Consider the following 23,294-nt stretch of genomic DNA (forward strand, 5'->3'; position numbering starts at 1 on the left):
GCCGTCTAGTTTCGATGATCCGAAGGACGCCGCCGATGCAAGACGCGATCAGCCCCCCGCGAACCGCCGAGATCGCCGATCCCAGCACGGGAACGACCGCGCGGCTCCCCGTGCTGGAGCCGAGAATGGGGCCGGCGATGTTGGATCTCCGCCGGCAGCAAGGCTCCGCCCGGCACTACAGCTTCGATCCCGGCCTGACGATGACCGGGATCTGCCGCTCCTCCATCACCTATGTGGATGGCGAGAAGGGGCTCCTGCTTTACCGGGGCTATCCCATCGATGCGCTCGTCGCCAACGCGGATCATCTCGAAGTCGCCTGGCTTCTCCTCAACGGCGAGCTGCCGACGCCCGAGCAGAAAGAACGCTTCGCGAGCGACATCACCCACCACACCATGGTGCACGAGCAGCTGCACGCCATCTATCGCGGCTTCCGCCGCGATGCGCATCCGATGGCGGTCATGTGCGGAGTGGTCGGCGCCCTGTCGGCCTTCTATCACGACGGTCTCGACATCTTCGATCCGGGCAGTCGCAAGATCGCCGCGCACCGGCTCATCGCCAAGATGCCGACCATCGCCGCCATGGCGCACAAATACGCTATCGGCCAGCCTTTCATCTATCCCAGGAACGATCTGGGCTATGCCGAGAACTTCCTCAACATGCTGTTCGCGGTGCCCTGCGAGACCTACCATGTGCCGCCGGCGGCGGCGCGGGCCATCAACGCCTTCCTCATCATCCAGGCCGATCACGAGCAGAACGCCTCCACCTCGATCGTGCGCGCCGTCGGCTCCAGCCGCGCCAATCCCTATGCCTGCATCGCCGCCGGCATAGCCTCGCTCTGGGGCCCGCTCCACGGCGGCGCCAATGAGGGAGTCCTCGCGACCCTCGAAGAGATCGGCAGCGTCGAGCGCATCCCCGAGATCCTCAGGCGCGCCAAGGACAAGAACGATCCCTATCGGCTGATGGGATTCGGCCACCGGGTCTACAAGAGCTATGACCCGCGCGCCAAGGTGCTCAGGCAATTCTGCTACGAGGTGCTCGACGCCTATGACAAGCGCGAGGATCCCTTCTTCAAGCTCGCCATGGAGCTGGAACGCATCGCGCTCGAGGACGAGTATTTCGTCGAGCGCAAGCTCTATCCCAATGTCGATTTCTATTCCGGCATCATCCTCCGGACCATCGGGCTGCCGACGGCGATGTTCACGCCCTTGTTCGCGGTCGCCCGCACGGTGGGCTGGATCGCCCATTGGATCGAGATGATCACCGATCCCGACAGCAAGATCGTGCGCCCGCGCCAGCTCTATATGGGCGAAGCCGAGCGCGCTTTCGTTCCCCCGGACGCCCGAACCCGGCACCAGCCGAAGGTGGGGTGACCTGCGCTCATCGGCGGCAGCCGGGGCCGACCTAGTTCTTCGTCATGTTCCGGAACACCGGCAGCGCCATCAGCCCGACGCCATCGAGAGTCTTCCGCCAGGCGAAGGGCGCGTCGAACTGGCCGCTCGGCACATAGACCACCACTTCCCAGAGCCGGCGGTGGAGGGCCTCCAGCGCCGCCTTCCCAGTGCTTGCATCCTTGGCCGCGAGATACTCGGTCTTCAGGCGCATGGCCTCGCGGTCGCAAGGCCAGCCGGCGACGTTCTTCGCCTCGCAATTGGTGTCGGCGAAGATGTTGGTCAGCGGATGGTGCATGACGCCGCCGGTGGAATATGTGGCGAAGATGCTCCAGCTGCCGGAGTCGGGCGGGTATTTGTTGATCATCGTCGTCAGCACGCCCCAGGCCATCATCTGCAGTTCGACGCTGAAGCCGACCTCCTTCATGCGCTGGGTCAAGACCTCGACCATGCCGCCGATCGGCGCCAGCTCCTTGGTGCCGAGGATCACCACCTTCTCGCCCTTGTAGCCGGATTCCGCCAGCATCCGCTTCGCCCGGGCGAGATCAGGCTTGGCGTAGAGCTCGGAGCCGGCGAGCGTCGCGTTGGGCGAGCCGCAGACGAAATAGGAAAGGCAGGTCGAATACCAGGCGGGATCGCCGACCGCCGCGGCCATGAACTCGCCCTGATCGACCAGCGCCGCCACCACCCGGCGAATGCGGACATCCTGGAAGGGCGGCTCGATCTGGTTCATGCGGATATTGCCGACATAGGGTAGCGGCACCAGCTTGCCGATGACGATGTCCTTGTTCTTGGCCAAGGTCGGCAGCTGATCCAGGGCGACGGTGTCCCAGAAATCCACCTCGCCGGCGCCGAGCGCGGCCGCCACCGTCGCCGGGTCGGGAATGATGATCCACTCCACCCGGTCCACCTGGACGATTCGGGCGCCGGCGAGCCCGTCCGTCGGCTCGCTCCGCGGCTGATAGCCGGGGTTGCGGAGATAAACCACCTTGGCGCCGGGGACCCATTCGCCGCGCGCGAAGCTGAACGGCCCCGAGCCGACGATCTCGCTCACCTGGGTGTTGGCATCGGTCAGCGCGTCCTTCTCGCGCATGATCTGCGGCAACAGCGCGCCGACCGCGCCAAGCGTGAACTCGACGAAGCCATAAGGCTCGGTCAGCTTCACGCGGAAGGTGCTTTCGCTGACGACTTCGAAGCCGGCGATGACGCGGTTGAGCCTTGTGCCCAAGGTGTCGCGGGCCATCCAGCGCTTCAAGGACTGGATCACGTCCTGGGAGCGGACCGGCGATCCGTCATGGAAGCTCATGCCCGGGCGTAGCGTGAAGGTGTAGGTGAGGCGGTCGGCGGAGACGATCATCGACTCGGCCGCCATCGGCTTCACCGCGAGCTTCGAGTCCCAGGTGAGCAGCGTCTCGTAGACGAGCGCGCCATGCATCTTGGTGATGAGCGGTGTGGCCAGATGCGGGTCCAGCACGCGGAGATCGGCGTGCGGCACCACCTTGATCACCTTGGTGTCGGCGCTTGTCTCGCCCATCGCCGTCATCAGGGCGAGGAGAGCGACGCCGCCAACGACTGCCGATTTCAGCTGCATGGGACGCCTCCCCCAAGCGATGTCGTCATTCGTGCGGGCGACGGACACTAGCATGGCCTCGGTCTTGCCGATCTGCAGCGCCCTTCACCACAACCGGTCGGAGGCGATGGCGGCTCCCTCGGCCAATGAATTGAGCTTGGCGTAGACCACGTCGGGATCGACGCGGCCGACGCCGGCGAAGGTGGAAAAGCCGCAATCGGTCCCGGCCAACACCCGCTCGCGGCCGACGATCTCGGCGAAGCGGCAGATCCGTTCCGCCACCAGCTTCGGGTGCTCGACGTAGTTGGTGCAGGAGTCGATGAGCCCCGGCATCAACACCTTGTCGTCCGGCAGCTTCATTTCCTTGAACACCGCCCATTCATGGGCATGGCGGGGATTGGCCGCTTCGAAGGAGAGGATTTGCACGCGGGCCTTCAGCACGATCGGCAGGATGCGGTCGAGATCGATGTCGCAATGATGCGGCCCCTCGTAGTTGCCCCAGCAGACATGCAGCCGGACCTGGGATGGCGGCACGTTGCGCAAGGCGTGGTTGAGGGCCTCGACATGAAGCTCGGCATGGCGGAGGAACTCATCCTCGCTGTCGGACTTGAACATCATGTGGCGGCCGACGGCCAGATCCGGCGAGTCGATCTGCAGCACCAGGCCTGCCTGGTGGATCTCCTCATATTCCGCCTGCATGGCATCGGCGAGTGCGGCCAAATAGGCCTCGTGGGTCGGATAGTGGTCGTTGGGCTGGAACATCGCGATGACGCCGGGCGAGGCCGCATTCATGAAGCCCTCGACAACGCGCTCACGTCCGAGCGCTGCCTGCAGGTTTGCGATGTCCGCGCGCACCGGGGCGAGGTCCTTCATCCGGATCGGCCCGGTGCAGCGCGGCCGGCGGTAAAGGGGACCGCCGCCTCTGAGGGCGCGCTCCGCATAGCCGGGGAAGGCTTCGAGATCGGCGGGAATGCGTCGCGGGCTGTCTCCCTCGAAGCCGGTCAGCCGATCCTTGATGTAGGTGGCGTAGCTGATCTTGCTCATCTCGCCATCGCTGACCACGTCGACGCCGGAGCCGGCCTGGCGCTTGACCACATCGGCGACGGCTTCGGAGATGGTCTTCTCGTAGGCGGCCGAATCGACGGCACGGCCGGCCTCCTTGGCGAAGACGAGATCGCAGACCGCCTCTGAGCGCGGCAAGCTGCCGACATGGGTGGTAAGGATGCGATCGGTCGATAGCTTCATGGCGATGACGGTCCGCATGGGCGCCCGGGTGCAGGCATCACGCCCGGTTTACCCCTGCTCCTCCCCCGGTTGCGCCGGACAAGGTGCGCCCGGGGAGGAGCCGGATCAAGAATGGGCTCCCCCAATGCTCGACCCCGAACGCCGCTTCCCCGGCCAGAATCCTTGAGTACTCTCGCCGTAGATCTTAGTATGACAGTGTCATATTAGGATGACCCGCATAGGAACGCATTCGATGCCCCGTTCGAGCCGACCGATCACCGTCACGCTGGGCGATCTTCAACGACGTGTCGAGGCACGGGTGAAGTCGGGCGCCTATGCCTCGGCCAGCGAGGTCATTCGGGCGGCGGTCCGCGCGCTTGATCGTGAAGAGGCCGCCGTCACCGACTGGCTAAGGCAACGCGTGGACGAGGCGCTCGACGACGCGCGGCCCAGCATTCCGGCGCGCGAGGTGTTCAAGCGGCTTCGCGATCATCATGGCCGGCAAACGAAGACCCAGCGGCAAAAGGCTTAAGGTCGGTTTTCGGCCGCAGGCGGAATCCGATTTATTCGGTCTATACGAGTATATCGCCAACGAAGCGGGCCTCGCCGTGGCGGGGGCCTATATCGAGCGCATCGAGAAGGCGTGTTTGGCGCTCGAAATCTTCCCGCTCCGGGGTACGGCGCGGGACGACATTCGTCCTGGGTTGCGGACGATGGGGTTCGAGCGCCGAGCAACGATCGTGTTCCGTGTATCGACGGAAGACGTGACCATCGTCCGCATTTTCTATGGCGGACAGGACTTCGAACGCGCCCTAAAGCACCCGAGCGACGAGTGACTTGGCGGCCTCAGCGGCGCTTCACCGCCAACGTGATCCCGCCTACTCGGCGGCGACCTTGGAAGCCTCGGCGAACTGCGCGACCCAGCGCTTGCGGCGCTTCAGATTGTCCCGGTACATCGTCTCGAATTCCGCCGGCGGGAAGGAGTGGGTGGAGGCGCGCTTGACCAAGGTTTCGCCCCAGGCCTTGAGCCGCGGGAATTTATCGATGTGGCCGAGCTGCTTCAGCCGCTCGAGGAAGAAGTGGCGCTGCAGGAACGGCGCATAGGCGGCATCAACCAGCGAGTATTGGGCGCCGTTGAACAAGGGTCCGCTGCCCCGGCTCTCCAGCGCCTTCTCCAGCCGCTCGAACGGCACCGGGATCTTCTCCGCGGCCTTGTCGTAGTCGGCCTCGCTTTCGGCGTAGGCGATGCCGCTCACCGCCTCGGCGAAGCTGGGCACGTAGTCGGTCCAGGCGCGGTTGACGGCGCGCTCGACCGGATCGTCAGGATGCAGCCGGGGCTGGGTCGTCTCGTCCAGGTACTCGGCAATGGCGTTCGATTCGAATAGCGAGATCCGGTCGTCGATGCGCAGCACCGGCACCTTCTTATGGGGCGAGATGGCGAGGAACCAATCCGGCCGGTTGTCGGGGTCGATGTGGCGGAACTCGAAGGCGACTTTCTTCTCCCGGAGCACGATCGCGGCCCGCTGCACCCAGGGGCAGGTTTTGAAGCTGACAAGCAGATACGTCGCCATGGCGGCCTCCTCGCGCTAATCTAGGCAGAATTGGCGTGCCGCATTGAGCGGAGCGGACGGGCGGATTGTCAAGCGCTCGGCCGTCTGCCCCTGCGGCACACCCTTGGGGATGGGGGATCACACCGTGGACATGAGCGTGGCGATCGGGCTTCGCTCGCGGCCGTTGCAGCCATGACTCCGGCGCGGCTTCTCGACCGGATGGGCGGTGCCTTCGGCCGGGGTTGGCGCGGCATGGAGAAGCGGCTGCCGGCGATCGGCCTTTGGGTCCTGATCGTCGCCGGCGTCGGCGTCTACGTCTTCGCGGTGATTTTGGCCGGTCTTGCCGTGTTCCGCGACTACCTTCCGGATTGGCTGACGGAGGAGATCCGCATCTGGCTCTTCGCCGGCAACAAGAATGTCGAGCTGAGCCTGGGGCTGCTGGCCGAATGGGGCCTCGTCGATCTCTTGAAGAACTCCGTGTTCGGGGCGCTCATCTTCGCGGTTGCGGTGGTCGGCCTCTTGATCCTGCTCAACTTGGTCATGCTGTGGGCGAAGCGACGCAAGCAAGCCCGGATCCAAGAGGCGGCCAAGGCCCGGCAGATGCCGAAAATCCGCCTGAAGAACCCCGTCATCGTGATGATCGACGAAGCCGGGCTCACGACGAAGCATCGCTACAGCCTGCATATAAGCTTGGTCGTGCGTAAGGCCCGGGACGTGGAGGCGGTGGTGGAGACGGTCGCGACCTTGCGGCCGTTCCTCACCGCGGCGGCGGAAGCGGTGATCCGCTCGTCCTATGCCCGGGTCGACCCCGAAAGGATGGCGGAGGCCTTGACCCGGGCCGCCATCGAGGCGACGGCCCAGGCGGTGGACCACATCGAGCTCATCGATTTGACCCATATCGAGATCGACAAGGCCACCGGTGAGATCGTCTCCGGCAAGGGTGCCGCCGGACGCGCCGCCAAGCAGCAGTCGGTAAAGCCGGAGGCCGCCGCCGCCGCCAAAGAGCCGCAGGACCGCCGCGATACGCTGACCCAGCAGCTCGACCGCTTGGCCGCCGCCAAGGCGGCCAAGGCCGCGGCCGCCGACAAGGCAGCGGGGTTCCGGACCACCTTGCTGCCGCCGAGCGAGATCGGCGGCGCTGCCGTCCCCAGCGCCGCCGTCGCCGGCCCGAAGGAACCGTCGCGCAAACCGGCACCGGCGAGAAAGACGGAGTTGGAGCCGGGGGCGGCACTCGCCCGTCTTCTGCCGACCGACCCAGAAGCGTCGACGCCCGCCGCCGGCCCTGACGCCGCTCCCGCCGCCTCGCCGGCGACTGACTCGCCCGCGGCCGGAGCGACGCCGGAGCCGGCCCCGGCCGACCCGCCCGCCGAGGAGCAAACCCCCGAGGCCGCCGCCGGCATCGACATCCGCAAGGTCAAGGCGATGATGTCGGGCCTGCGCTCCGATAGGACCTGATCGGACACCAGACCGCCCGCGGCGGATCGAGCGAACGTCCTAAGCCAGCGCCGCCGGGCGTTGGCTGGAGCGGGCCCCAAGCGCCAGGACCGCGGCCAGGAGGCAAGCCGCACCCGCAAGATAGAAGGCGGGGAGATAGGTCTCGAGCAGTGTGCGCGACAGCCCGGCACCGAAGGCGGCGGTCGCCGCTCCCAGCTGGTGGGCGGTGAACACCCAGCCAAAGACGATGCCGGCCCGCTCGCGGCCGAAGACAGTGGCGGCGATCTTGACGGTCGGCGGCACGGTCGCGATCCAGTCGAGCCCATAGAAGACCGCGAACAGCGACAGGCCGTAGAGGCTGAACGAAGACGACGGCAGGTAGAGGAGCGACAAGCCGCGGAGCCCGTAATACCAGAACAGCAGTTTGCGGGGGTCGACCCGGTCGGAGAGCCAGCCCGAGCCGATGGTGCCGATGATGTCGAAGATCCCCATCGCCGCCAGCACCGTGGCGCCGGCCACCGGCGCCAAGCCGAAATCGGCGCAGAGCGGGATGAAATGCGTTTGGATGAGGCCGTTGGTCGAGAGCCCGCAGATGAAGAAGGTGGCGAACAGAATCCAGAAGACGGGACTGGCCGAGGCTTCCGCCAGCACCTGGAAGGCCCGCCGGATGGCGGCCTGGGGCGGGGCTGAGGGCGGCGGCGGCGCCGGGCCCGTGTCCCCGAAGGCCGCCAGGCCGACATCCGAGGGTCGGTCGCGGAGGAAGAGGACGACCAAGAGGGCCGCCAGCATGAGCGCGCCCAAGGGCGGCACCAGCGCGGCGCGCCAGCCGACCGAGGCGGCGAGCGAGGCGGCGAGCGGCAGGAAGACCAGCTGGCCGGTCGCCGAGCTCGCGGTCAGGAGGCCGATGACCAGCCCGCGGCGCTGGCTGAACCAGCGGTTCGACACGATGGCCGAGAGCACCAGTGCGATCATGCCGGTGCCGATGCCGACAATGAGGCCCCAGGCAAGAACGAGATGCCAGACCCGCGTCATCACCAAGGCGCCGGCGAGGCCGACGACGATCAGCACGACCGCCGCCACCACCACCCGGCGCACGCCATAGCGCTCGATGAGTGCGGCTGCGAACGGCGCCATCAGCCCGAACAGCAAGAGCCGCAAGGCGAGCGCGCTGGAGATTTCCGCCGTGTCCCAGCCGAATTCCTGGGTGAGCGGCAGGATGAGCGCGCCGGGGATGCCGACCGCCCCCGCCGTCGTCAGCGTGGTCAAGAAGGTGACGGCGACGACGACCCAGGCATAGTGGACGTCGTGGCCGGCGAGCAGGGCAGCGAAGCGCCGGGCAAGCATGACGATGCCTTTCTAGTGGCGATCGGGGACGATCGGGAAAGTGCTGTCCGGCGGCCGTTCCTGCCGCAATCCGATTGCCGGAGGGAGCCGCTTCCTGTATTTAATGATGACGTGCATCATCGTTGCAATGATGACCATCGTCATCATTGCTGTCAAGAGCGGGTTTTGCCAAGGAGGGCGGCGACTTGCGCATCACCAGAGAAGAGGCGGCCGGCAACCGGGTGCGGATCGTCGAGGCGGCGGCGCAGCTCTTCAACGAGAAGGGTTTCGACGGGGTCGGCGTCGCCGATCTCATGAATGAAGCGGGCTTGACCCATGGCGGCTTCTACAACCACTTCGCCTCCAAGGAGGAGCTGGAAGCGGCCGCCTGCGACCTCGTCTTCGATAAGGCGGTCGCCGCACTCCTCCGCAATGTCGCCGACAAACCCGACCCGGAACGCCGGGCGGCGTTCGCCGACTATGTCCGGCGCTACCTATCGGAGAAAAACCGCGATGCCGCCGTGGTCTGCCCGATGGTGGCGCTCAGCAACGATGCCGTGCGCCAGGGACCGGCCATCCGCCAGCGCTTCGCCGAAGGTGTCAGGCGCTACTTGGATGCGCTCGGCCGAGCGATCCGGCCGCCGGGACGGATGGCCGCGCGCGAGAAGCAGCAGGTGCGCGCCCAATCGATCGCCGCGCTCGCCATGCTGGTCGGCGGCCTCCTCCTGGCCCGCGGTGTCAAGGAAGCCGACCTGACACTCTCGGACGAGATCCTGGAGACGCTGCGGTCCAAGCTCAAGGACGGACCCTCGGCACCGCCGGGCGGCTGAGGCGCCGAACCGCCGTCGGCCCTAGCCGCCAAGAAAGCTTCGTATCTCGTGCAGAAAGCACGAAAAGGCCGGCTCGCTTTCGAGGATCAAGTGGTTGCGGCTCTGCAAGGTGACGAAGCGGGCGCCGGGGATGCCGGCGGCGAGCCGGCGGCCCTGCTCGAAGGGGACGCAGGCGTCGTCGCGCGCATGCATCACCAGGGTCGGACTCGTCACCTTCGACAAGAGGCCCGTAACGTCGATATCGCCGCACGCCTGTTGGTTCCTGACGGCATCCGCAGGCGAGGTCGATATCCGTTGCAGCTCGTTGAACCAGTCGGCTTGCTCCTTGGTGCCGCCGGGAATGAACTCGGAGGTGAAGAGCTGGCGGAAGGTGGCGTGCTCCTGGCCCCAGCCGACGCGGATCAAGGTCAGCATGGCGGCGTATTGCTCGCTCTCGAGCGCGGTTCGCGATCGCTTGTTCCAGCCTTCCGCATAGCCGCCGTAAAGGATGAGGTGTCTCACCCGGTCGGGATGCCGGACGGCGTAGGCAACCGACACGGCGCAGCCTTGCGATATGCCGAAGAGAGAGAATTCCTCCAGGCCCGCCGCGTCGACGACCGCCTCCAGATCGGTGACGAACGCCTCGAGACTCACCTCGATCTCGCGATCGGAAAGCCCATTGCCTCGCGCATCGTAGCGCACCAGGGTGTGGTCCCGGGAGAGCTCGCGATAGAGATGCCGCCAGATCGGGCTCTGCAGGTCATATTCGAGATGGGTCAGCCAGTTGCCGGTCTTGACCAAGGGCGGACCCGCTCCGATCTGCGAATAGGCAAGCCTCACGCCGTCCGTGGTTCGGCAGAAGCGAATCTCCTGCGCGCCGCTGGGCAATTCGGGGTCTCGACCGGCAGGCGACCCCATCGCAGTCGGCGCCGGTGGCGGCGCCTCGTTCGGCACGGCCGGCATCGGCTCCGACGCAGCTAGCTCCGCTGCGAAGCGGAAGCCGCGTCCATGCACGGTGCGGATGAGGCGTTGGTGCTCCCCATCGTCGCCGATCGCTCGCCGCGCCGACTTGATGCGGCTCGATAGCGCGGCATCGGATACGATCCGACCACGCCAGACCTGCTCGATGAGCTCGTCCTTGGTGATCAGGCGACCGGGATGCTGCGCCAGATAGGCCAGCAGATCGAAGACCTGCGGCTCGATCGGCTGCGATTGGCCGTTGCGCCGCAGCTCGTAGGCTTCGAGGTCCAGCTCGCAGGTCCCGAAACAGATGCGGGGCGCCGACGACCCGGGCCCCTTCGGCGTCGAGCTGGCCATCGGTGCAATCTTCCACAAGCGCTACCGAATGACAATCGGAGGCAAAATAACTCGCTATCTCCATGATTTCTCCAGGAGCTCTGCAAGCAAGCCGGCGCGCTTGCGGCCTAGCCTCATCGCTGCCGCCCCACGGGCGGACCAACGAAGGAGGCCCAAGCATGCAGCACGGTTACAGCTACGCGGCGACGCTCGCTGCGTCCCAGCGCATCAATTGGCGCATCGAGGACATCATCGGCGGCGACAAGCGGCTCAGCTTCGGCAATCCGTTCCTGCCGGAGTCGCTGGCGCGCATCGCGCCCATCGCCTTCCTCGGCGAAGACGAGAAGGTGGTCCTGAACCAGATCCGGGGCAATGGCTATCTCTACATCTTCGGGCTGGTCGAGGAGTTCATCCTGCCGTTCGTCCTCGACCATACGCGCCCGCGGCTCGCGGGCGACGACATGCGCACCCGCGCCTTTCTGCAGTTCGCCGGCGAGGAGGCAAAGCATATCGATCTGTTCAAGCGGTTCCGGTCCGAGTTCGAGGCCGGCTTCGGCACCATGTGCAAGGTGATCGGGCCGCCCGACGCGATCGCCAAGGCGGTGCTCGCCCACCACCCGCTATCGGTCGCATTGCTGACCCTGCACATCGAATGGATGACCCAGCGGCACTATGTCGACAGCGTGAAGGACGACACGGCGCTGGACGCGCAATTCAAGAGCCTGCTCAAGCACCATTGGATGGAGGAGGCGCAGCACACCAAGCTCGACACTCTGATGGTGGAGGAGCTGGCCGGCCATTGCTCGAAGGAGGAGATCGCGAAGGCGGTCGACGGCTATCTCGAGATCGGCGGCATGATCGATGGCGGCCTCAAGCAGCAGGTCGCTTTCGATCTCGAAGCCTTCACCGAGGCAACCGGCCGGCTGTTGAGCGAGGCGGAGCGCGAGGAGCTAACCCAGCAGCAACACCAGGCGCAGCGCTGGACGTTCATCGGGTCGGGCATGAGCCATCCGAACTATCTCGGAACCGTCCGCGCGCTCAGCCCGGAAAGCGGCGCCAAACTGCAGCAGATCGCGCCGGGCTTCTGCTGAGGCGGAAAGCCGGCGGACGGGACGGTCTTCAACCCGAACGATGCGGATCGGCGCGGCGCTCGACCCCAACCCGGTCAAAGCGCCGCGCCGGTTCACATCGAAAGTCTGCCGGCGACGGCCCCGGGCCCGATCGGTGACGTAGGACGCCGTATCGGACCCCCGATCGTATTTCAGCGTCATCGGGTTGATCGTGCCGAGATCGAGGCCGCGGTGCGTCGATTTGCTGTCGTCATCCGCCGGCGCTTCGCCGAAGGGGTGCGGCGCTACTTCGATGCCCTCGGCCAGGCGATCCGGCCATCGGGGCGCCAGCTATCGGGACGGACGGCGTCGCGCGCGAAGAAACGGGCGCGCGGCGTCAAGGAAGCCGACCTGGCGCTCTCCGAGGAGATCCTGGAGACGCTGCGGTCCAAGCTCAAGGACGGGCCCTCGGCACGACCGGGCGGCTGAAGCGCCCAGAATCCCAGCCCGCCGGCCACGCGACGGCTGGATCAAAGTCCGACCATGAACTAACATTCCGCCCGGACCTCCCGATGGAGGCCGATCGAGCTCCCTCCCTGCAGGCGATGACAGCCCGTGGGCTGCGCCTGACGCCCCGAATGCCGTTCTCCAACCGCAATCCCAAACATCGGCAGGAAACAGATGTCGACGCAAATCCATTTGACTGATTCCGGACGCCTCGAGGCCCTGAAATGGCGCTGCATCGGGCCCCCCCGAGGCGGCCGCGTGGTGGCGGTCGCCGGCGATCCAAGCGATGCCATGGTGTTCTATTTCGGCGCCTGTGCCGGCGGCGTGTGGAAGACCGTCGATGGCGGCGTCTATTGGCGGTGCGTCTCCGACGGGTATTTCACCAGCGCCACGATCGGTGCCATCGCGGTTGCCCGATCGGATGCGAACGTCATCTACGCCGGCACCGGCGAGACCACGATCCGTCTCGATGTTTCCTACGGCGATGGTGTGTACAAGTCGGCCGATGCGGGGCGAACCTGGTCCCATGTCGGCCTCAAGGAAACCCGGCACATCGGCAAGATCTGCGTCCACCCCAATGATCCGGATCTAGTCTATGTGGCGGCCTTGGGCGACGCCTTCGGGGCCAATGAGGAGCGTGGCGTGTTTCGCTCCAAGGACGGCGGCAAGACCTGGGAAAAGGTGCTGTATCGAAGCCCCGATGCCGGCGCCGTCGACATTGCCATGGATCCGAACAATCCCAGGATTCTGTTCGCCGCCTTTTGGCAGGCTCGGCGCAGCTTCTGGAACCTGAACAGCGGCGGCCCCGGAAGCGGCCTGTTCCGGTCGTTCGACGGCGGCGATAGCTGGGAAGAGATCTCCGGACGCTACGGCTTGCCCACGGGCCTTCTCGGCAAGCTCGGCGTTGCCGTTTCGCCGGCGCAGTCGGGCCGCGTCTATGCGCTGATCGAGGCGGAAGGCGAGAAGACCGGTTTGTACCGAACCAACGACTACGGCGACAATTGGGTCCAAATCTCGCCCAATCGCGATCTCATGCACCGGCCCTGGTACTACACCCATGTGTTCGCGGATCCCGGGCAAGCCGATACGGTCTATGTGACCAATTATCAGATGTGGAAGTCGACCGACGGCGGGGCGAGCTTCTTCGAGGTGACGACGCCGCACGGCGACAATCACGATCTCTGGATCGATCCTGCCGATCCGAAGCGGATGATCGAGGGCAATGACGGCGGCGCCTGCGTGTCCTTCAACGGCGGCCGCAGCTGGTCGTCGATCTACAACCAGAAGACCGCTCAATTCTATCGGATGGACATCGACAATCAGCATCCCTACCGGGTCTATGCAACCCAGCAGGACAACACCTCGATCTCGGTGCCGAGCGCGTCCGAGTGGAGCGTCATCACGCTCGGCGACTGCACCTATCCCGGCACCGGCGAGAGCGGCTTCATCGCGGTTCACCCCGACGACCCCAACATCGTCTATTGCGGGGCGGTCGGCTCCAGTCCCGGCGGCGCCGGCGCGCTGCAGCGCTACGATCATCGAACCCGGCAGATGCAGCTCGTCAACGTCTGGCCGGAGGAATCGACCGGGATCGCGCCGAAGAACATGAAATACCGGTTCGCTTGGACGTTTCCGCTGGTCTTCTCTCCCCATGACACGAAGACGCTCTACGCCGGCGGCAACTGCGTCTTCAGAACCCGCAATGAGGGCATGAGCTGGACCCGCATCTCTCCCGATCTCAGCCTGAACGATTTGAGCCGGCAGGATTATTCCGGCGGACCACTCACCCACGACACGGCCGGCGCCGAGGTGCATGCGACCTGTGCCTCGGTCGTGGAGTCCCGGCATCGCCAGGGCGAGATCTGGGCCTCCACCGATGACGGTCTTGTGCACGTGACAAGGGATGCCGGCGCCCAGTGGAAGAACGTGACGCCGAAGACCATGCCGGAGCTGGCTTATGTCGGCTGCGTCGAGATTTCGCCGCACGATGCGGACACCGTTTACGTTTCCGCCACGCGCTTCAAGCTCGCCGACTACGAGCCCTACCTCTTCCGAACCAAGGACGGCGGCAAGAGCTGGCAGTCGATCGACGGCGACTTTCCCAAGGGAGAGATCACCCGCGTGGTGCGCGCCGACCCGGTTCGGCCGGGGCTTCTCTATGTCGGCACGGAAACCGGAATCTTTTTCAGCCTCGACGATGGCGTCAATTGGTCGCGGATGGGCGGAGGGCTTCCGGTCGCCCCGGTTTACGATCTGAAGCTGAAGGGAAGCGATCTCGTGGCCGCGACCCATGGCCGATCGTTCTGGATCCTGGACGATGTGACGCCATTGCGCGAAATGGCCGCAGATCGGCAGGCGATGCGGCTCCTGACCCCGCGCCCCACCATTCGCACGAAGCTCGCCTGGAGTGCCGGTCTGTACTTCACCAAGACCGGCATCAGCTACAGTCCCGCCTTCGGCATCGGCGCCAGCACCGAATCGTTCGAGAAGGCGGACGGCAGCCGCCTTCGCACCTATCTCGACGTCGGCGAGAACCCGCCCAACGGCGCCATCGTCTATTACTGGCTTCCCAAGGACGCGGACGGGCCGGTCAGCCTCTCCTTCCGGGATGCAGCAGGCCAGACCGTCATTCGCTTCGCGAGCGACAACAAGGACGCCCCGCACCACAAGCGGCCGGGCACCAAGGCGGGCCTCAACCGCTTCGTCTGGGACCTGAAGCATCAGGGCCCGAATAAGCTGGACCCGTCGCTCCTGGTCAGGAAGTACAAGCCGTTCGCGAGCGAAGGCGAGGATCCCAGCGGACCCGTGGTCGTGCCCGGCTCCTATGGCGTGGTGCTGGAGGCCGGCGGCGAATCCCATGCGGCGAGCTTCGCCGTGGTGAAGGATCCGCGCGTCGAGACTACGGAGAAGGCCTTCGCCGAGCAGTTCGCCCTGCTGCAGACGCTCTACGGAAAGCTCTCGGCGGTGAACGACGCGGTCAACCGGATCCGTCTCCTTAAGCGGCAAGCGGGCGAGCTGCAGAAGCGGCTCGGCGATAAAGACAAGCCCCTTGGCGATCAGGCGGTAGCGCTGGTTGGACGGCTCGAAGCGATCGAAGGGGTCTTGGTGGACATCAAGCGGGAAACGCCAAGAGACGTGCTTCGGAACCCGGCGGGTCTCAACGATACTCTGGTCGATGTGATCGGCGTCGTCGCCATCGCCGATGCGGAACCCACGCAGCAAGCCCGCCAGGTTGCCGACGAGATCATGTCCAAGGCCGATGCCGAGATCGGTAAGCTCGACGCCGCGATCAAAGAGGACGTGGCCGCGGTGAACGCGTTGCTCAGATCCGCCGGCATCGAGCTCCTCGGCATCGCGACGTGACGCGACCGGGCCGGCAGAGCCGCATTGGGCCGGAGACTTGACTGGATAGGAGCGCCGATTGCATGGTGGCTCCCTCGTGGAGCCTGGGTCACTGACTAAACACCCCACCGGCAAACCGGGTCGACGGCTGCCCTTCCAATGAGGAGACGGTCATGGATTTCATCGAGCGAATTTTCGGCGTATCCCCGGACGGAGGCGACGGTTCCACGGAAATGATGTGGATCATCGCCATCCTTGCGGCCGTCGCCATGGTGGTCGCGGTCCGGATCAAGACACGGCGCGGCAATTCCAAGAAGGCCGCGCAGTAGCCGAAGCCCGTCGGGGCTAAGGGCGGACGTCGGTTAGACGCCACATCGCTGCCGGGCGGCTGTGCCAGAGAGTCGGCTGCCCCGGCGCGGATCGTATCGAGCCTATCCTCCTCGGGCCATTGACCGCGGCGGCGGTCGGCTTTCTCGAAATTGACCGGCAGCGCACTCGAAATCGAAGTGCGTTATTTCGTGTTGTCCAATTTCGCGCCAAGAAAGTCGGCGTTTGCCGTCTGGGTGTCGCCAAGCTCGGCGTTGCTGAGGTTGGCATCGACGAAGAAAGCGCCATCAATGATGGCGTGCCGAAGCTTGGCGCCGACCAGGCTGGCGTGCGAAAAATCGGCTTCACTCAAATCCGTCGCCAAGATGCGCCCGGTCTTTTGACCGGCGCCGGTCAAAATATCCAAAGCCGATAGATCGGCTCCATCGAGCATCGCCGACGATAGACGAGCGCCTCGCAGCCTCGCACCGGCAAGATCGGCGTTCTTGAAATTCGCGCCGTTGGCGTCGCAGTTCGACATGTCCGCCCCTCTAAAGTTCGTCTTCTGGCAATTTGCCTCCTTCATATTGGCGTCTTTTAGGATCGCCGCGCTGAGATCGAGCGCCGACAGATCCAAGTTGGACAGATCGAAGCCGCTGAAGTTCGCTTGCTGTCCGGCATTGCCATTTGTCGCGAGCCACTCGGCATGTGAAGTCGTGATCTCCTTCACGCGGGTCACTCGATCCGCCTTTTTCGGCCCTTCGGTCGTCGCACCTCTGAGGTCGGCACCGGTGAGATCGCACGAGGTCAAGTCGACATGAAGGAGAGATGCATCGCGCAGGTCGCATTGAGCGAGCTTCGCGTTCTTGAGATTGGCTTCATCGAGAATGGCGCCCACGAGCTTGGCGCCGGTCAGCACGGCGTTGACGAGGACGGCACCACGCAGGTTTACCTTTCCGAGCGACGCGCGCGACAGATCGGCATCCCTGAGACTGGCTTCCGCCATGTTCGCCTCGTCCAGCAGCGAGCCCTTGAGCGATGCCTGCCCAAGGTCCGCCCGAAACAAATTGACGACCCGCGGCGTCTTCTTGCCGCCATGGTCCATGATGATGCCGGAGCGCATGTCGGCCCGACTGAGAACGGCAGCCCAAAGAAGCGCCTTTTGAAAATTCGAGCCGCGCAGGTCGGCATTGGTGAAGTCGGTCTTCATGAGGTTCGCGCGGCCAAAATCGGCGCCAAAGGCATCGACGCGGACAAACTTGGCGCCGACGGCCGAACACTCTCGAAATACGGCACCCGCGACAACGGCATCGGAAAAATTGATGTCGTTCAGCAGGAGGCCGGTAAAATTGTGATTCTTGGCGACTAACCGCGCGCCCTGACGCGATGCGAGGTATTGAGCGTGTTGCGTCAGGAACATCTCGAGTGTGGACGATATTTTGTTATACGACCTCGTGCTGGTCATTTTGGGGTACCTATCGTTCTAATGGCTTGGACCACCCCTCGCAGCATGTCGGGCGTACCAACGCCCGACATGCCCAGTGCGGCGGCTATGTTCGCCGAACCGCTCATCAAAGATCGAGGCCGACGACAATGCTGCGGCTCTGCAATTCAGCAACCTTGCGCACTTCTTCGATAATCTTCTGATACTGCGCGTCGGTGGAGAGCGCCTGCATGGCGTTGCCATAGGTCTTCCAATCCGGATACCGGATCGCCACCAAGATTTGCCCGGTGTATGGGCCGGAGTAGAAGGTCGCCATGCGCATCATCTCGGCGCCATGTTTCTTGAAGATTGGCTTCGTCTTCTTGCCGACCCGCGCGGCATCCTTCGGATTGCCTTTCCAACGCGACAGAATCGTGACCGACATTGTTCTTCCTCCCGATGTTTGTATGTGGTTGAGAGTCTGCTGAGCACAGGATGCTAGCGTCCGGGCGGACGATAGGAAGCGGACGCCTTGCCGGCCTTCTTCATGGCCGCGACCGCTTCATCCATGGTGATGAGCGGCGTGGTCTCCACGTGGCTGAAGCTGCCCGTCGATCCCGTGAGCATGGCAACGGCGGTTGCTGCTGTGTTGTCGGGACATTCGACGATGACGATCGCGTCATGCTTGCCGAAGGCGAAGAAGTATTGGTGCAGCTTGCAGCCAAGCGCTTCGAGCGCCTTCGAAGCGGCCGCCCGCCGGTCTTCGGGCTTGGCGACGAGATTCTTGATGGTTTCGGGTGCGAAGCCAAAGCTCAACAAATAGTAAGCCATGAAGTCTTCCCTCTTTCGAATGGTTACAAAGCCTCCAAATGCCGATGAGTGGTTCTGGGAACGAGTTTCCGTGACGCGATCTTCGCCTTTCGGCGTCGGTCGCGGCAGCAACGCTAACATCCGCTCGCAGGAGTGGCTAGCATTTGTTGAAAACTTTATATAGTCGCCTCCTCGATGTTGCTCGTCCGGCGAACATCGGATCGACAGGGGACGACAACGATCGACTTCTCCGGGCGAGTGCTGCTCTCGACCGAGGCTGCCGGCGGTCTGGGTCGCGTGCTGATCGGACCTGCGTGAGACAGCACGACACGAATCCTTACAGACGTCGCATGCCTGATCTCGACGATCAGTAACTTCGAGATGGTGTCCCCGCCGGAATTCGAACCCACGGCCCCAGGATCAGGACGCTGAGAGACTGACCTGCACCTTCAGCGACATGCCAGCGTATCGGGTCGGAATGGTGGGCATTCGCTGTCCCGGTCGATCGGGTCCGAAGTCCGCAGAGGGAGAGGCCGGGATCGCGGCAAGCCCACATCCGCCCGGGCGCCCGGGCTCGGGATAGCCGCGGCAAGAAGTCGGTAACCCTTCCGGCGTTAACCTTATGCCGCTTCCGGCGGGCGCCGTATTGCCCACGACATCTCCAATAAACATGCGGTTTAGCCAGGCATACGCGGGTATACTTGCGGGCTTGGGTAGTGTGGATGCCGATCACCGGCGCCAATGGGGCCGCACCGATAAGACCTCGCCATGACGCCGCAGCAAATACTCGAATCCATCAAACGCCACGATCTCTGGCTGAAGCGCAAACCGGGCGGGTCCAGGGCGGATCTGTCCATGAAAAATTTGGCCGGCGTGAGCTTTGCCGGCATGAACCTGAGCCAGGCGAAGCTTTCGGGCGCCAATTTGCACGGCGCTCAGCTCGACGGCACCAATCTCGAGAATGCCGATCTGTTCTGCGTCAACCTCGAAGGAGCGGCGATCCGCAAGGCCAAGCTCGACAATGCCGATATGCGCGGCTCGCGGCTGCGGGAGGTGCGTTTCTCCGGCTCCTCGCTCAAGGGTGCGGATTTCCGCGGCGGCACGCTCTTTTCCGCCGGGCCGGACAGCGCCGACGAGTCGGCGAAATTCCGCGCCGCCAATCGCGACGGCGCGGACATGGCGCATTCCGAGCTCAACAACTGCGACCTAGCGGGGGCCAACCTGGCGGGGGCCAATCTCTCCGGCTGCAGCATGAGAGCCGCCAATCTCGCCGGGGCCAACCTCGCCGGCGTCATGCTGGTCGATGCCGACCTGACCGGCGCCTCGCTCAAGGGGGCCAACCTCGCCGGCGCGGTGATCGCCAATGCCATCTTGAAGCATGCCGACCTCAACGGCGCCAAGCTGGATGGCGTCGACCTTTCTCAGGCCGATATGACCGGCGCCAATATCGTGCGCAGCGAGGCTTCGCTTCCCCCCGACATCCGCGAGGTGCTGGCAAACCACTATGACTGGATCCGCACCGGCGGGAAAACCGGCGCCCGCGCCAGCCTGGTCAAGGCGGATCTGAGCCATATCGACCTGTCGGGGGTCAATCTCTCGGGCGCCGATTTGCGCGGCTCGATCTTCGACGGCGCCAAGCTCGCGAAGTCGCTCCTGGTCATGTCCGATCTATCCGCCACCTCGCTCAAGGAGGCGAACCTGAGCGGCGCCACCTTGGACGGGATCAATCTCGCCGCAGCGAATATGAGCGGCGCCATCCTCGTCGGCGCCATCTTCGGCGCCGTCGACCTCAAGGACGGTTACGGCAAGTCCACCGGCCGGCGTTGGCCCGCCAACCTGACCGGGGTCAAGCTCAACAAGGCCAATCTGACCGGGGCCAATCTGCGCTTCGCCAATCTGAGCCACGCAGACCTGACCGGTGCCAACCTGACCAAAGCCAACCTGCTCGATACCAATCTGACCGGCGCCAAGCTCGACAATGCCATCAAGGACGGCACGGCGTTCAGCATGGAAGAAGAAGCCGCTCGCTAAGACGCGCTCTCGCCACAGGGCGCTCCCCTCGACCTGTCGATGATGGTGAATCGGTGCGGCGATCGGCTCGGCTCAGCACCGGCCGGTTCAGGCGATGGCGCGCGACCAGGCGTTCGCGGACCAATGGCCTTTCGCGTGGGGACGTTTGCCCGGAACACCCCGCCGCAGTCGTTGGAATCCATAGCAGCGGAAACCAAAGCTGGGAGTGGCCAGGTTGTCGCTCCGTGCCAAGAGCGGCATGCAAAACGCCAATAAAATTGGGCGTTTTGGGATGGCGTCCCCGGCGGGATTCGAACCCACGGCCCCAGGATTAGGAAGTGAGGGGCTAACGAGGAGCATCAACGAGATGCCGGCGCATGTGGTGTTCGCATGTGGCGCTTTCGCTCCGACACGGGGCGTTGCTCAGCCTGGTCGAACGCCTGCGAGCAGTGCCGACCATCATCATCGTCGACGACAGCGAGGATGCGCGTGGCCAGGATATCCGCGCCTGCTTCTTCCAGAACGGCTGGCGGCCGCTGAAACAGTAAACCCGGCGCCTAACAACGGCGCGGCGCGGCGATCAAACTATCTCTCGCTGGCGCGTCGTCTCCGCGCGCTCTCGAGAGCGCACCAAGCATCCCACGCGGCGTCTCGATTTACTAGATCTTCCTTTGCCGTCGCATCCATCCGCCGGGCAATCGCTCCCCACGCTCGCGTCGCTACAAGCTCGCGCTCGAGGCGAGCGATCTCTGAATTTCTCGGCATGGTCAACTCCTTCAGGATTGAGCCGGCCCCACGTCACGTATGTCCACTGTCGTCGGGTTAAGCAAGGCCGGTCTCATCCCATCGCCTGGGTTATGTCTCCGTCGTCCGCACGAAGCACATGATGCCCTGCTGGGGCGTATAGCAGACGACGCCGCGGCCGAGCGGGTTGTCCTTGCGCATGAGGATCTTCTTCGGCGGCACGACCATCCACTTGTCCTCGATCCGGACCTCATAGTTGCGTCGACGATGCGGTAGTCGACCTGCCGGCAATCGGAGATCGAGCAGCATGAGATCCCTGTCTCGGGCTGGCGGAGGCCCTGGAACCAGGGCGCCAGCGCAGGGTCGGCGTTCGGCGGTGGGGCGCCGCGCGCGATCGAATTTCGGGATCGAAGTGCGATTACCGGCCTGAGCAGCTAACACGCCGCAAGGTGTCCATCGAAGCCTTAAGCTTGCCATCCCCTCGCCGCCGACCCTCGGAATGTAAGCTCTTGATTACATCTATATTTGTATGCTATCGCATACATTCAGAAATGTAAGCGATCGTAGACGTTGCTTGTTTGTCCGGGAAAACATGCGCTTACGCACCCCAAGAGACATTGGCGCTGTCATCCGGGAACGTCGTCGCTCGCTTGGGCTCGATCAAGGCGAACTCGCCGAGAAAGTGGGCGTTAGCCGACTTTGGATCAACCAGGTGGAGCGCGGCAAGCCGGGGGCGAGCCTCAACCTCGTGCTTCGCACGTTTGCTGCGGTGGGAATAGAGCTGACCGCGGACGCCGGCGAACACCTACGCGGAGACGCCGACACCGTCGTTACTCCAGACATCAACGCTATTGTGCAAGCAGCGCGAACCAAGAAGCTGCCATGAGCATTCTGGTCGCGCTCCTCGAAGGCCGTGAAGTCGGCGTGGTTCGACAAGCACAAGGTCGCCTCTCGTTTCGCTATGAAGAATCTTGGCGTTCCGCGCCCGGCGCCTATCCGCTCTCGCTCTCACTACCACTTGCCGCACGCGACCATGGCCACACGGCGATCAATGCATTTCTATGGGGCCTGCTCCCCGACAATGAACTCGTTCTGGATCGCTGGGCCAAGCGCTTTCACGTTTCGGCACGCAACCCCTTTGCTCTTATCAGCGCGGTTGGCGAAGACTGTGCCGGAGCAGTTCAGTTCGTGACGCCCGATCGGCTCAGGTTGTGGAAGGTGCAAGGAGACAGCGACATCGCGTGGTTGACCGAGGCCGAGGTCGCGGAACGACTGCATGGACTTCAAGCCGACGTCGCAGCCTGGCGAGCGCCTCGCGATACGGGCCAATTCAGCCTCGCTGGAGCGCAGCCAAAGACAGCACTCTTTTTCGATGGGCAGCGCTGGGGTGTTCCTTCCGGCCGCACACCGACAACCCACATTCTCAAACCGCCCACAGGCGATCTCGATGGTCACGTCGAGAACGAACATCTATGCCTCGAGCTTGCACGGGCGCTCGGATTGCCGGCGGCTCGCTCGGAGGTACGCCGTTTCGACGGCATCAGCGCCATCGTCGTGGAACGCTACGATCGTGTCCGCATTCCCGAACTCGCGGCCGCGACCGCCGCCAGGGCGGCAGCGAAGGCGGCTGAAGCGGCAATGCATGCCGCCTCCGATTCACCAGAGCGCGCCGCGCTTGCGGCGCGTGCGGCTGGCGAAGCCGTCGAGGCTGCCGCAAGCGCCCGAAGCCTCAGCGCATTTGCAAACACGACCAAAGTGTATCGTGTTCACCAAGAGGATTTCTGCCAAGCCCTTGGCAGGCTTCCTAGCGACAAATACCAGAGCGAGGGAGGTCCAGGTCCATCCGAGATCGTCAATCTCCTTCGCGTCACTGCGTTTGGCGGCGAGATCGACCGAAAACGGGGTGACAAATCCGCAGCGGACGAAGATGTCACGACGTTCGTCGACGCCCTGATTTTCAACTGGCTCATCGGCGGAACGGATGCCCATGCCAAGAACTATTCTATCCTCCTTGGCGCCAGTGGGCTCGTGCGACTTGCCCCCTTGTACGATCTGGCGAGCATCCTCGCCTATCCAGACATCGACCCGAAGAAAGCGAAGCTCGCGATGAAAATCGGAGGCGCATATCGGCTGCGCGACATTGGCCCGGCAGAGTGGCGGAAACTGGTGGCAGAACTGCGGCTGGATGTGGGGACAGTCGTTGAACGGGTGCGCGCGATGGCCGATTCATTACCGGACCATCTTTCGACCGAAATAAGGCACGCCGCAGAGAATGGGCTAAACCATCCCATTTTTACTAGGCTCACTGACGCCTTGGTCGAAAGGGCGAAGGAGTGTTCCCGACGCCTCTCGCAGACGCCATTCGAGAGCGATAGTTAGGCAGCAGTGCCCGCGAGAACGAAAATTTAAATTGAGATGGCCTGGCGTATCGGTCGAAAGCGAGAACTGGATCGCAACCCTCAGGGTGTGACAGTGCCTCACCGCGCGCGTCAGCTTTCGACTCGGTCAA

21 protein-coding genes and 2 pseudogenes are annotated in these 23,294 nt (G+C 64.3%); 14 read left to right on the top strand and 9 right to left on the bottom strand.

The features are described 5' to 3' along the window. The first annotated feature begins 35 nt into the window (after nucleotides 1-35). Complete coding sequence (gene gltA, locus HY058_22680) at nucleotides 36-1,370, top strand: citrate (Si)-synthase (GenBank protein MBI3500110.1); 1,335 nt, start codon at nucleotides 36-38, stop codon at nucleotides 1,368-1,370. 31 nt (nucleotides 1,371-1,401) lie between these two features. On the opposite strand, the gene HY058_22685 is transcribed toward gltA, so the two are convergent. Together HY058_22685 and HY058_22690 are read right to left on the bottom strand one after the other, a co-directional pair. Next, nucleotides 1,402-2,979, bottom strand: a complete 1,578-nt coding sequence (locus HY058_22685) for an ABC transporter substrate-binding protein (GenBank protein ID MBI3500111.1) — start codon at nucleotides 2,977-2,979, stop codon at nucleotides 1,402-1,404. A gap of 84 nt (nucleotides 2,980-3,063) precedes the next feature. After that, the gene (locus HY058_22690; protein ID MBI3500112.1) at nucleotides 3,064-4,203 is read right to left on the bottom strand and encodes a cobalamin-independent methionine synthase II family protein; all 1,140 of its coding nucleotides are present in this window, start codon (nucleotides 4,201-4,203) and stop codon (nucleotides 3,064-3,066) included. A gap of 232 nt (nucleotides 4,204-4,435) precedes the next feature. Between HY058_22690 and HY058_22695 the strand changes: the two genes are divergently transcribed. Further along, nucleotides 4,436-4,714 (top strand): type II toxin-antitoxin system ParD family antitoxin, encoded by a 279-nt coding sequence (locus HY058_22695; GenBank protein MBI3500113.1) that lies wholly within the window; start codon nucleotides 4,436-4,438, stop codon nucleotides 4,712-4,714. Then, a complete protein-coding gene (locus HY058_22700; protein ID MBI3500114.1) occupies nucleotides 4,677-5,018 on the top strand; it encodes a type II toxin-antitoxin system RelE/ParE family toxin in 342 nt (113 codons plus the stop codon). The genes HY058_22695 and HY058_22700 overlap by 38 nt, the downstream gene beginning before the upstream one ends. A gap of 42 nt (nucleotides 5,019-5,060) precedes the next feature. On the opposite strand, the gene HY058_22705 is transcribed toward HY058_22700, so the two are convergent. Further along, nucleotides 5,061-5,753: a glutathione S-transferase family protein gene (locus HY058_22705; GenBank protein MBI3500115.1), complete on the bottom strand. Its 693-nt coding sequence runs from the start codon at nucleotides 5,751-5,753 to the stop codon at nucleotides 5,061-5,063. A gap of 171 nt (nucleotides 5,754-5,924) precedes the next feature. Between HY058_22705 and HY058_22710 the strand changes: the two genes are divergently transcribed. Next, nucleotides 5,925-7,187 carry a hypothetical protein gene (locus HY058_22710; protein MBI3500116.1) on the top strand — a complete coding sequence of 421 codons (1,263 nt, stop codon included), beginning with the start codon at nucleotides 5,925-5,927 and terminating at the stop codon, nucleotides 7,185-7,187. Between the two features lie 39 nt (nucleotides 7,188-7,226). On the opposite strand, the gene HY058_22715 is transcribed toward HY058_22710, so the two are convergent. Then, nucleotides 7,227-8,510, bottom strand: a complete 1,284-nt coding sequence (locus HY058_22715) for an MFS transporter (GenBank protein MBI3500117.1) — start codon at nucleotides 8,508-8,510, stop codon at nucleotides 7,227-7,229. 185 nt (nucleotides 8,511-8,695) lie between these two features. Between HY058_22715 and HY058_22720 the strand changes: the two genes are divergently transcribed. After that, nucleotides 8,696-9,319 (top strand): TetR/AcrR family transcriptional regulator, encoded by a 624-nt coding sequence (locus HY058_22720; GenBank protein MBI3500118.1) that lies wholly within the window; start codon nucleotides 8,696-8,698, stop codon nucleotides 9,317-9,319. Nucleotides 9,320-9,340: 21 nt separating this feature from the next. Here HY058_22720 and HY058_22725 read toward each other — a convergent pair whose 3' ends face one another. Then, entirely contained in the window at nucleotides 9,341-10,615 is a 1,275-nt protein-coding gene (locus HY058_22725) for an alpha/beta fold hydrolase (GenBank protein MBI3500119.1), read from the bottom strand. Nucleotides 10,616-10,773: 158 nt separating this feature from the next. Between HY058_22725 and HY058_22730 the strand changes: the two genes are divergently transcribed. From HY058_22730 to HY058_22745, 4 genes are all read left to right on the top strand, one after another. Further along, complete coding sequence (locus tag HY058_22730; GenBank protein MBI3500120.1) at nucleotides 10,774-11,685, top strand: hypothetical protein; 912 nt, start codon at nucleotides 10,774-10,776, stop codon at nucleotides 11,683-11,685. A 210-nt stretch (nucleotides 11,686-11,895) separates the two neighbouring features. After that, nucleotides 11,896-12,132 (top strand): hypothetical protein, encoded by a 237-nt coding sequence (locus HY058_22735; protein ID MBI3500121.1) that lies wholly within the window; start codon nucleotides 11,896-11,898, stop codon nucleotides 12,130-12,132. Nucleotides 12,133-12,324: 192 nt separating this feature from the next. Next, the gene (locus HY058_22740) at nucleotides 12,325-15,513 is read left to right on the top strand and encodes a glycosyl hydrolase (GenBank protein ID MBI3500122.1); all 3,189 of its coding nucleotides are present in this window, start codon (nucleotides 12,325-12,327) and stop codon (nucleotides 15,511-15,513) included. Nucleotides 15,514-15,665: 152 nt separating this feature from the next. Further along, nucleotides 15,666-15,821, top strand: coding sequence for a hypothetical protein (locus tag HY058_22745; protein MBI3500123.1), 156 nt, complete (start codon nucleotides 15,666-15,668; stop codon nucleotides 15,819-15,821). 182 nt (nucleotides 15,822-16,003) lie between these two features. On the opposite strand, the gene HY058_22750 is transcribed toward HY058_22745, so the two are convergent. The 3 genes from HY058_22750 to HY058_22760 form a co-directional block, all read right to left on the bottom strand. Beyond that, nucleotides 16,004-17,263 (bottom strand): pentapeptide repeat-containing protein, encoded by a 1,260-nt coding sequence (locus HY058_22750; protein MBI3500124.1) that lies wholly within the window; start codon nucleotides 17,261-17,263, stop codon nucleotides 16,004-16,006. 106 nt (nucleotides 17,264-17,369) lie between these two features. Further along, entirely contained in the window at nucleotides 17,370-17,666 is a 297-nt protein-coding gene (locus tag HY058_22755) for a hypothetical protein (GenBank protein MBI3500125.1), read from the bottom strand. A 53-nt stretch (nucleotides 17,667-17,719) separates the two neighbouring features. After that, the gene (locus HY058_22760) at nucleotides 17,720-18,052 is read right to left on the bottom strand and encodes a GYD domain-containing protein (GenBank protein MBI3500126.1); all 333 of its coding nucleotides are present in this window, start codon (nucleotides 18,050-18,052) and stop codon (nucleotides 17,720-17,722) included. Between the two features lie 834 nt (nucleotides 18,053-18,886). Between HY058_22760 and HY058_22765 the strand changes: the two genes are divergently transcribed. Both HY058_22765 and HY058_22770 read left to right on the top strand, forming a co-directional pair. Continuing rightward, nucleotides 18,887-20,062: a pentapeptide repeat-containing protein gene (locus tag HY058_22765; GenBank protein ID MBI3500127.1), complete on the top strand. Its 1,176-nt coding sequence runs from the start codon at nucleotides 18,887-18,889 to the stop codon at nucleotides 20,060-20,062. A 356-nt stretch (nucleotides 20,063-20,418) separates the two neighbouring features. Beyond that, complete coding sequence (locus tag HY058_22770; GenBank protein ID MBI3500128.1) at nucleotides 20,419-20,589, top strand: hypothetical protein; 171 nt, start codon at nucleotides 20,419-20,421, stop codon at nucleotides 20,587-20,589. 307 nt (nucleotides 20,590-20,896) lie between these two features. Here HY058_22770 and HY058_22775 read toward each other — a convergent pair. After that, a pseudogene (locus tag HY058_22775) lies at nucleotides 20,897-21,204 on the bottom strand (hypothetical protein). A gap of 173 nt (nucleotides 21,205-21,377) precedes the next feature. Here HY058_22775 and HY058_22780 point away from each other — a divergent pair. The 3 genes and pseudogenes from HY058_22780 (at nucleotide 21,378) to HY058_22790 (ending at nucleotide 23,164) form a co-directional block, all read left to right on the top strand. After that, nucleotides 21,378-21,671, top strand: a complete 294-nt coding sequence (locus HY058_22780) for a helix-turn-helix transcriptional regulator (GenBank protein ID MBI3500129.1) — start codon at nucleotides 21,378-21,380, stop codon at nucleotides 21,669-21,671. Further along, nucleotides 21,668-22,354, top strand: a pseudogene (locus HY058_22785) (HipA N-terminal domain-containing protein). The gene HY058_22780 and the pseudogene HY058_22785 overlap by 4 nt, the downstream one beginning before the upstream one ends. Before the next feature lie 69 nt (nucleotides 22,355-22,423). Beyond that, entirely contained in the window at nucleotides 22,424-23,164 is a 741-nt protein-coding gene (locus tag HY058_22790) for a HipA domain-containing protein (protein ID MBI3500130.1), read from the top strand. The last annotated feature ends 130 nt before the right edge of the window (nucleotides 23,165-23,294 follow it).

The organism is Pseudomonadota bacterium, assembly GCA_016195085.1.
In the GTDB taxonomy this organism is placed as follows: domain Bacteria; phylum Pseudomonadota; class Alphaproteobacteria; order SHVZ01; family SHVZ01; genus JACQAG01.